The organism is Dokdonella sp., assembly GCF_036518555.1.
Classification (GTDB): Bacteria; Pseudomonadota; Gammaproteobacteria; order Xanthomonadales; family Rhodanobacteraceae; genus Dokdonella_A.
Genome location: NZ_DATDMY010000006.1, coordinates 1 through 9,788, shown reverse-complemented (window position 1 = coordinate 9,788; position 9,788 = coordinate 1). Strand labels below are relative to the sequence as shown.

General features: G+C 72.2%; 5 protein-coding genes. 3 read left to right on the top strand and 2 right to left on the bottom strand.

Annotated features, from left to right (window positions below; translation table 11 throughout):
• From VI238_RS00540 to VI238_RS00530, 3 genes are all read left to right on the top strand, one after another.
• Nucleotides 1-2,624 (top strand): serine/threonine-protein kinase (locus VI238_RS00540; RefSeq protein ID WP_331647381.1); only part of this gene is annotated, 2,624 nt, incomplete at its 5' end.
• On the top strand, nt 2,614-5,517 hold the full coding sequence (locus tag VI238_RS00535; protein WP_331647380.1) for a protein kinase domain-containing protein: 2,904 nt from the start codon (nt 2,614-2,616) through the stop codon (nt 5,515-5,517). The genes VI238_RS00540 and VI238_RS00535, both read left to right, overlap by 11 nt.
• Nucleotides 5,518-5,919: 402 nt before the next feature.
• Nucleotides 5,920-7,500: a flavin monoamine oxidase family protein gene (locus tag VI238_RS00530; RefSeq protein WP_331647379.1), complete on the top strand. Its 1,581-nt coding sequence runs from the start codon at nt 5,920-5,922 to the stop codon at nt 7,498-7,500.
• A gap of 9 nt (nt 7,501-7,509) precedes the next feature.
• On the opposite strand, the gene VI238_RS00525 is transcribed toward VI238_RS00530, so the two are convergent.
• Both VI238_RS00525 and VI238_RS00520 read right to left on the bottom strand, forming a co-directional pair.
• A complete protein-coding gene (locus tag VI238_RS00525; protein ID WP_331647378.1) occupies nt 7,510-7,782 on the bottom strand; it encodes a DUF4242 domain-containing protein in 273 nt (90 codons plus the stop codon).
• A gap of 54 nt (nt 7,783-7,836) precedes the next feature.
• Nucleotides 7,837-9,615, bottom strand: coding sequence for a hypothetical protein (locus tag VI238_RS00520; RefSeq protein ID WP_331647377.1), 1,779 nt, complete (start codon nt 9,613-9,615; stop codon nt 7,837-7,839).
• Nucleotides 9,616-9,788 lie beyond the last annotated feature (173 nt).

Below are 9,788 nucleotides of genomic sequence, written 5' to 3'. Positions count from 1 at the left end.
ACGCCGACGCGCGCGACGGCGTACTCGACGCGGGCGCACCGCGCGCGCTGCCCGACCTGCTCGCCGACGGCGCGCCGGCCGACCGTCGCGCGGGCGCCTATCGCCTGCTGCATCCGATCGGCGAGGGCGGCATGGGCGTGGTCTGGCTCGGCGAGCGCGGCGACGGTGCGTTCGAGCAGCGCGTCGCGGTCAAGGTGCTCAAGCGCGGCATGGACACGCACGCGATCCTGCGCCGTTTCCTGCAGGAGCGGCGCATCCTCGCACGCCTGCACCATCCGCACGTCGTGCGCCTGCTCGACGGCGGGATGAGCGCGGACGGCCGCCCGTTCTACGTGATGGACCACGTCGACGGCGAGCCGCTGACGGGCCACGCGTCACGGCACCGGCTCGACGTCGTCGCGCGCGTCGCGCTGCTCGCGAAGGTCGCCGAAGCGGTCGCCTACGCCCACGCGCAGCTCGTCGTGCACCGCGACCTCAAGCCGTCGAACGTGCTCGTCGACGCGAGCGGGGAACCGCGCGTGCTCGATTTCGGTATCGCCAAGCTGCTCGAGGAGAGCGGCGAGCAGACACGCACGGGCACGGGCCTGCGCGTGCTGTCGCCCGCGTACGCGGCGCCGGAGCAGATTCTCGGCGAGGCGATCGGTACCGCGACCGACGTGTATGCGCTCGGGCTCATGCTGTGCGAACTGCTGGTGGGTCGGTTGCCGCGTCGGCGCAGCAGCGCGCCGGCGCAGCTCGCGCAGGAGGCGACGCACGAGACGAACGAGCGCGCGAGCACGCTGGCGGGGCGCCTGACCCCGGCGGACGTCGATGCCCTGTACGGCGCGGGCGTCGACGCGAAGCGCGTCGCGCAGGCGCTCGCGGGCGACCTCGACATCATCGTCGCGACCGCTCTGCAGCGCGATCCCGCGCGCCGCTATCCGACCGCGGCTGCGTTCGCCGACGACCTGCGCCGCTGGCTCGCGCGTCGCCCGATCACCGCGCGCGCGGATTCGGCGTCGTACCGCGTCGCACGCTTCGTGCGACGGCACCGGATCGGCGTCGCCGCGGCCGCGCTCGTCGCCGTCTCGCTCGTCGCCGGCCTCGGCATCGCGATCTGGCAGGCGCGCGTCGCGCGCGAGCAGGCCATCCTCGCGCACGCCCAGGCCGAGCGCGCGGAGCGCGTGAAGGAGTTGCTCGTCTCGATCTTCCAGCAGAACGACCCTTCGCTGTCGAAAGGCGAGGAACTCAGCGCGGCGGAAATCCTCCGCCGCGGCCGCGCCGCGCTCGAGACGACGATGACGGCGGACGACGCGACGCGCGGCGAACTGCTCATGACGATCGCCGAGATCCAGGGCAACCTCGGCGCCTGGGGCGAGGCCGTCGCGACCGCCGAGCAGGCGCACGCGATGCTCGTGAGGAGCGTCGCGCCGACCGACGACCGCCTCGTCTACGCGTACCTCGTGCGCGGCGCGATCTACAACGACGCCGACCGCAATCCGGAGGCGGAGCGCGATTTCCGCAGCGCGCTCGCGATCCTCGAAGCGAGCCCGGACCCGCCGCCCGAACGGGTGGAAACCCTGCGCGAGAAGCTTGCCTACGTCGTCAACGTGACACAGTCCTCCGAAGCCGCGATCGCGCTCGAGCGCACGGTCGTCGAAGCCGCGCGGCGCCGCCTCGGCGACGACGCGCCGGCGGTGGCCGACCATCGCCTCGCGCTTGCGCTGATGCTCGAGGAAGGCGGCCTTTACGACGAGGGCCTGCGCGAGTACGCGGTCGCGTTGCCGATCCTGGCGCGGGCGCGCGGGGCCCACGATCCGCGCGTGTGCGAGGCGGAACGCAACTACGCGGGCCTGCTCGATCGCGTCGGCCGCGCGAGCGACGCCGAACCCCTCTTCAGCCGGGCGCTCGCCTGCTACGGGAAGCTCTACGGCGCCGATTCGCGACCCTATTCGCGCGTGGTCTTCTCGCGCGGCATCCTGCGCCTCGGCCAGCAGCGCCTCGCCGAAGCCGAGCAGGACTTCCGCGCGGCCCTGCGCGCGCCGGACAGCGACTACATGCATGCGCACGGCCACCGCTACCTCGGGCGCGCGCTCGAGGAACAGGGACGCTACGCCGAAGCGCTGTCAGAACTCGGCGAGGCCGAGCGACTGTACCGCGTGGCCGACATGCCGCACGACATCCAGCGCTGGCGCGCGCGCGCCGACGCGGGTTACGTGATGTTCCTGCTGGGCGACCTCGACGGCTCGCGCGCCGCGGTCGAGGCCGCGCTCGCGGGGATCGCCGCCGAGAAGGGCGATGCGGCGGCGCCGGAGTACATCCGCCCGCTGCGCGCGCAGGGTGCGATCGCGCGTGCGAGCGGTGACCTCGCGACCGCGATGAAGGCGCACCGGCGCTGGCATGAACTCGCGCTCGCGCTCTACGACGCCGATTCGCGCGACGCGTGGCAATCGGACTACGAGCTCGCGCTCGACCTCGTCGCGTCCGGCGAAGCGGCCTCGTTCGCCGAAGCGGCGTCACTGCTCGAGCGTGCATTGCCCGCCGCGCGCAAGGATGCGGCGCCCGAGCTCGCCGGCATCGAGCGCGCGCAGCGCGATCTCGCGCGGCGCATGCGACCCACGGCTGGAGACGACGATGCCTCATGATGCCGCACGCTGGGCGCGCGTCGCCGCCTGGTTCGACGAGCTGGCCGACCTCGTGCCGCCGATGCGCGCGGCACGCCTCGCCGCGATCGCCGCGGAGGATCCACCGGCGGCCGAGGACCTGCGCACGCTGCTCGCGGCCGACGCCCTCGAACACGGCGTGCTCGATGCAGGCCTCGCCCAGGCGGTGCGCGGCCTGCCGGGCGGCGCAGGCGCGGCCGCGCCCGACAGTGGTCGCATCGGGCCGTACCGCGTGCTGCAGCCGCTCGGCGAGGGCGGCATGGGCGTCGTCTTCCTCGCCGAACGCAGCGACGGCAGTTACGCACAGCGCGTCGCGATCAAGCTGATCAAGCGCGGCATGGACAGCGCGGCCGTGGTGCAGCGCTTCCTGCGCGAGCGACGCATCCTTGCGCGGCTCGCGCATGCGCACATCGTGTGCCTGCTGGACGGCGGCGTCGCCGACGACGGCCGCCCGTACTACGTGATGGAGCATGTCGAGGGTCGCGCGCTGACCGAGTTCGCGAATGAGCGGCGACTGCCGTTGCGCGAGCGCGTCGCGCTGGTCGCGCGCATCGCCGACGCGGTCGCCTACGCGCACGCGCAGCTGGTCGTGCATCGCGACCTCAAGCCGTCGAACGTGCTCGTCGATGGGAGCGGAACGCCGCACGTGCTCGACTTCGGCATCGCCAAGCTGCTCGAGGAGAGCGGCGAACAGACGCGCACCGGCACGGGCCTGCGCGTGCTGTCGCCCGCGTACGCGGCACCGGAGCAGATCCTCGGCGAGGCGATCGGCACGGCGACCGACGTGTACGCGCTCGGGCTCATGCTGTGCGAACTGCTGGTCGGTCGGCTGCCGCGCCCGCGCAGCAGCATGCCGGCGCAGCTCGCGCGGGAGGCGGCGCACGAGACGAGCGAACGCGCGAGCACGCTCGCGGCGCGCCTGGGCGCGGCGGACGTGGAGGCACTGTACGGAGCGGGCATGGACGCGAAGCGCCTCGCGCAGGCGCTCGCGGGTGACCTCGACATCATCGTCGCGACCGCGCTGCAACGCGAGCCGGCGCGTCGCTACCCGACCGCGGCCGCGTTCGCGGACGACCTGCGCCGCTGGCTCGAGCGCCGCCCGATCACCGCGCGCGCGGATTCGGCGTCGTATCGCATCGCACGCTTCGTGCGGCGCCACCGCGCGGGAGTCGCCGCCTCGGTCGTCGTCGTCGCCGCGCTGCTCGCGGGCCTCGGCATCGCGGTATGGCAGGCGCAGGTCGCGCGCGCCGAGGCGCGTCGGGCGGATGCGGAACGCACCCACGCCGAACGGCAGCTCGCGCGCGCCGAACGGGTCAAGGACTTCATGCTGACCCTGTTCCGCGAACAGGACCCGGTCAGCCGCGCGAAGGCGCAGGCGCGCACCGCCTCGCAGCTGATCGGCGACGGCATCGCGCAGATCGACGCGACGCTCGGCGCGGAGCCCGACCTGCAGGCGGAGCTGCTGCGCGACCTCGGCGAGATCCAGATCAACCTCGACGACGGCAAGGCCGGCGTCGCGACGCTCGCGCGGGCGTGGGACATGCAGCGGCGCCTGGGAGGGGCGGACAGTCTCGCTGCGACCGAAGCGCAGGTCGCGTATGCCGACGGCCTGTACGCCTCCGGCGATGTCAAGGCCGCGACGCCGCTCGTCGACGCAGCGATCGCACGCCTGCGCGACCTCGGCGCGGCACGCGGCGCGCGCATGGCCCAGGCGGAATCGATCGCATCGAAAATCCAGCTGATCCAGGGCAACATCGACGAGGCCGAGCGCCTCGCGCGCGATGCGATCGACATCACGCGCGCGCTGCACGGGCCGCGCAGCATGGAGCTCGTGGGCAGCCTGGCGCTGCTCGGCAAGGTGCTGCACGAAGGCGCGCGCTTCGCGGATGCGCTCGCGGTGCTGCGCGAGGCGATCGGCATCGTCGAGGCGGCGGGCGGAGCCGACAACGCGCGCGCCGCGGTCCTGCACATGTCGATCGGCGACACCCTGCGCGTGCAGCGCAAGTACGACCAGGCGTTGCCCGAGTACGAGGCGGCCGTACGCATCGAGCGCGTGCAGCTGCCGCACGACCACGTGATCCTCGGCGGCACGCTGATCCGCCTCGGCGACCTGCAGCGGCGCATGGGACGCCTCGACGCGGCCGACGCTTCGCTGGCGGAAGCGATCGGCATCCTCTCGAAATCGCCGGGCGGGCAGTACGCGCAGGCGCTGCAGTTCCACGGCAACCTCGCGCGCGCGCAGGGACGGCCCGAGCTCGCCGCGCAACGCTACCGCGCTTCGTTCGAGGCGTTCCGCGCCGTCACCGGCGACAGCGTGTACACGTGGCTGACCGCGCTCGAAGTCGTGAGCGTGCTCGGTGAACTCGGCCGCTTCGATGAAGCCGATGCGCTCGCGACACAGGCCGTCGCGGCGATGGCGAAGCTCTCGAAGGACGATTCGTACGAGGCCGCCTACGTCAACAGCGTGATCGGCGGCCTGCGCCAGGCGCAGCATCGTCTGCCCGACGCGATCGCTGCTCAACGCCGCGCGGTCGTGCTGATCGAGAAGGCGTACGGGCCGGATCACGCCGAAGTGGCGCAGGCGCGCGCCGAACTCGCGGCGAGCCTCGTCGCGACGGACGACCCGGCGCTGCGGCGCGAGGCCGGCGATCTCGTCGAGCAGGCGCGAGCGACGCTCGAACGCAGCGGCGACGAGACGGTCGAGCCGATGCTCGGCCTCGTCTACCTCGTGCGCAGCCGCGTGCGCCGCGAAGGCGGCGACATCGGTGGTGCGCGCGCCGACGTCGCGCAGGCGATCGGCCGCCTGCAGGCGCCGGAACATGCGCGGCGCCTGCGCGAGGCGCGCATGCTCGCGCGGCAACTCGGCGCGGACTGAGCCGACGGCGCGCCGCGTTCGGGGTGGCGCGTCGGGACCCTACGGTGCGGTCGCCTCCCTGCCCGCGGTGCGGTGTTCCACGCGGTCGGCAACGTCGAATCGCCCACGCACACGTGCCAGCCGCGGGCGACGGACCACGACGTCGACGTGTCGCGATCCGGTTGCTGCTCGGCCCGCTCGTCGATCGCGCCGACCCGATCCGGTGCGGTCGTCGCCCATTCGATCTCCATGCGATCGACCAGTGGCGCCACCTTCGTCCTGCCGACGGTGTCGATTGCGATGGCGACGCGGTCGCGACCCCCTCGGTGGCGGACACGATCTTCGCCGGCGGCGGCGATGGGGCCGTCACGGAGACGCGCGCGCGGTGCATACTGGCGCGGTCCGGCAACCTGGGGAGGCGGCATGGCACGTACGGCCTTGGTGGACCTGCTGCGGCGCGGTGCCGCGCTCGCCGCGCACTGCGCGCGCACGGGTGAACCGATCGATGAAGCGATCGCGCGCGAGCGCGAGGCGCGCGTCGATCAAGCGCGGCGTCGATTCCTGCGCGATTCGCTCGGCGCCACCGCGGCCCTCGCGCTCGCGGCCTGCGCGCCCGCGGCATTGCGGCCGCGCGGCGACGCGGTCGACGACGTCATCGTCGTCGGCGCCGGCATCGCGGGGCTCACCTGTGCCTGGCGCCTGCGCCAGGCCGGCGTTCGCGTCGCGCTGTACGAAGCGCAGGAGCGCATCGGGGGGCGCATGCTGAGCCTGCGCGGCCACTTCGCCGACGGCCAGGTGTGCGAACTCGGCGGCGAGCTCGTCGACAGCGGACACGCGCGCATGCGTGCGCTCGCGGCGGAACTCGGCCTCGCACTCGACGATCTCGCCGAGGATCCGACCGCGGCCTACGGCGACGTCTGGTTCCACGGCGGCCGCCGCTATTCCGAAGCCGAGATCCTGCGCGCGTTCGCGCCGCTCGCACGCTCGATCGAACGCGATGCGGCGACCCTGCCCGACGAGCAGATCACCTACGCCGCGCCGGGCGGCGCCGAGGCGCTCGACCGCGAGTCGCTGACGCACTGGCTCGACCGCAACGGCGCGGACGGCTGGCTGCGCGCGCTGATCGAGGTCGCCTACACGACCGAGATGGGCCTGGAATGCGACGAGCAGTCGGCACTGAACTTCCTCACCTTCATCGATTCCGGCACCGAGACATTCCGCGTGTTCGGCGAGAGCGACGAGCGCTACCACGTGCGCGGCGGCAACGACCTCGTGCCGCATGCGCTCGCGACGCGGCTCGACGACGCGATCACGACCGGCGCCGTGCTCGAAGCGCTGCGCCGCGACGGCGACGGACGCTACGTGCTGTCGTTCCGGCGCGGCGCCGGCGCCTTCGAGCGACGCGCGCACCGCGTCGTGCTCGCACTGCCGTTCACGACCTTGCGCGACGTGCGGCTCGACCTCGACCTGCCGCCGGCCAAGCGCAGGGCGATCGCCGAACTCCGCTACGGCACCAATGCCAAGCTCATGATCGGCTTCGGCGAACGCGTCTGGCGCACGCGCCACGCGAGCGGCGGCGCGAGCTACAGCGACCTGCCGTTGCAGACGACCTGGGAGACGAGCCGCCTGCAGCCGGGCGCCGCGGGCATCCTCACCAACTTCGTCGGCGGACGGCATGGCCTCGAGATCGGCAGCGGCACGCCGAAGCAGCAAGCCGATGCCGCCGCGGCGCAACTCGAGGCGATCTGGCCCGGCATCGCGGCCGCGCGTGCGGGCGCACGCGAGGCGCGCTTCCACTGGCCGACGCATGCGTGGACGAAGGGCAGCTACGCATGCCTCGCGCCGGGGCAATGGACGACCTTGCGCGGCGCGATCGGCGAATCCGTCGACGGCCTGCACTTCGCCGGCGAGCACTGCGCATTCGACAACCAGGGCTTCATGGAGGGCGGCGTCGAAACCGGCGAATGGGTCGCGCAGGCGCTCACCGCACGCGCGAACGCGTGAGGCGCCGTATCACTCCGCGGTGGTCGGATCGATGATCGTGACCACCTCGGACACGCGGTTGGCCGGGAAGCCGCCCAGGCGCGCGTGTTCGCGCACGAGTTCCTCCGACGGTGCGATGTAGACGCAATAGACCTTGTCGCCGGTGACGTAGCTCTGCAGCCACTGGATCCTTGGCCCGAGTTGCCCGAGCACGCCGCAGGACTTCTGCGAGATCGCGTGCAGTTCCTGCGGGGTCAACTGGCCTGCGCCGGGGATGTCGCGTTCGATCACGTACTTGGGCATGGTGTTTCTCCAGGTGAGGACGAGCCGGCTGGCGCCGTCAGGATGTCGCGCGGCTCAGGTGTCGAAGCCGTCGATGAAGATCGGGTCGACGATCGCATCGGCTTCGTAGCAACCGAAGTCGTACGGTGTCGAGGCCGAGTTGTGCTGGTACGGGCGGAGCGCGCCGTCGAGGTCGAGCGCCGGCGGCACGTCGTTCGGGTCGCCGCTCGGTCCCCAGCGATCGACCGCCGAGGACGTGTCGCGAATGTGGTAGTCGCCGTTGCCGCCGTCGACGAACGGGTCGGTCAGGAACTGCACGTTCGTGCCGGTGATGCCGACGTTCATCGCGCCGATGTCGCGCACCGTCACGGCGACGCCGTTGCCGGCGTCGTAGCCGGTGACCGGCGCCGTCGACGGCTGCACGAGCAGGCTGTGCAGGATCGACAGCGATGCGGGCGGGATCGCGACGACGAACAGGTCGCCGCCGGCGACCAGGTTGTTCGCGATCGTGCAGTTCGTGACGAGCAGGTCGGCCGAGATGTCGTACATGAGGCTGCCGCCGCCGTCGATCGTGTTGTCGGCGACGAGGCTGCTGTCGATGTCGATGTACCCGTTGCCGCCGACGAGCGCGCCGCCGCGATTGCCGCGCATGCGGCCGCGATGAAGGATGAAGCTCGAATGCCCGGAGTCCCCTGCCGAGCTCATCTGCACGACCGACCCGCCGACCGCGTGGTTGTCGTCGATCGTGTTGCAGGCGATGCCGCGGCTGCACGCGGGGATCGCGTCGCCCGGCATCGACTGCCCCATCTGCACGAGCGTGCCGACCGACGCCGATGCGCCGCTCGAGAACGCGTAGAACGCCGCGCCCTCGTACGATTCGTTGTTCGTGACCTGCACGTTCTCGAGGCCCGCGAACGAGAAGATCTGTGGCCCGCTCGCGATCGACGACAGGTAGAAGGCGCCGCCCTGGTTCTGCGCGGCATTGTGGTCGACGACGATCGGCGCATTGGCGAGGTCGTTCCACAGCAGGATCTCGTAGGCGCCCGCGCGCGTCGTCGAGAAGTACACGCCGCCGCCGTTGCGTTGCGCGTAGTTGTTGCCGATCGTCGGGATCGACGCGACGGAGTGGTCGTTGAAGACGATGTTCGAGTCGATCGCGTAGATGCCGCCGCCGTCGCTCGTGCCGGCGCCGCCCTGGGCGATGTTGCCGACGATGTTGCTGCCGCCCGTGATCGAGACGTCGACGCGGTTGAGGTAGAGCCCGCCGCCGTTGACGGTCGCGCTGTTGCTGTTGATGCTGCTGCCGATGAGGTTGAGCTGCGGGCGGAAGATGTCGTTGCCGCTGACGAACAGGCCGCCGCCGTAGTCGGCGTGATTGGAGTAGACGATCACATCGGCGAGCGTGAGCGGACCGGCAACGACCGACTGGATGCCGCCCGCCGCGTTCTGCAGCACCAGGTGGCGCAAGGTCAGCGGGCCGTTGCCGCTGTGCACGAACAGCGGTCCCGCGGGCTGCGCGCCGGCGCCGTCGAGCGTCGTGCGCCCGCTCGAGAGGCCGGCGCTGCAGTTGGCGTAGCCGCCCTCGATCGTGAGGCCGTCGGGATCGTGGTCGACGATCGACGTTTGCGCGGTCCATGGGCCGCCGGACACCGCGATCAGATCGAAGCCGGGTGACTGCGCTGCAGCCGCCACCGCGGCACCGAGGTCGTGGTACTGGCAGGCGCCGTCGGATGCGGGGCCGACGGTCAGCATGGCCAGCGCCGCGCGACTGCCGAATGCGGTCGCCGCGACGATCGTCGCCCGCGCGACCCAAGATATGTGGAAGTGGATCCGTGAACCGGATGCGCCGTTCATGTCGTACTCCCCGTCGCCGTCGCCGGCCCCGTCCGCGAACAACGCCGTTCGGAGCGAATCGAGGACGTGCATGGCAGGCATCGAGACGCGAGCGCCCGCGTTCCCGCGACGGTCGGTGAGCGCCGCAGCGCGGCCCGCGGGCGCGGCGTCAGGCGCATGGGCGGCTCGCGGCC

Bases quoted from the DNA above. Each gene is read 5' to 3' on its own strand.
- VI238_RS00535 (WP_331647380.1), top strand. From the start codon at position 2,614: ATGCCTCATGATGCCGCACGCTGGGCGCGCGTCGCCGCCTGGTTCGAC.
- VI238_RS00530 (WP_331647379.1), top strand. From the start codon at position 5,920: ATGGCACGTACGGCCTTGGTGGACCTGCTGCGGCGCGGTGCCGCGCTC.
- VI238_RS00525 (WP_331647378.1), bottom strand. From the start codon at position 7,782: ATGCCCAAGTACGTGATCGAACGCGACATCCCCGGCGCAGGCCAGTTG.
- VI238_RS00520 (WP_331647377.1), bottom strand. From the start codon at position 9,615: ATGAACGGCGCATCCGGTTCACGGATCCACTTCCACATATCTTGGGTC.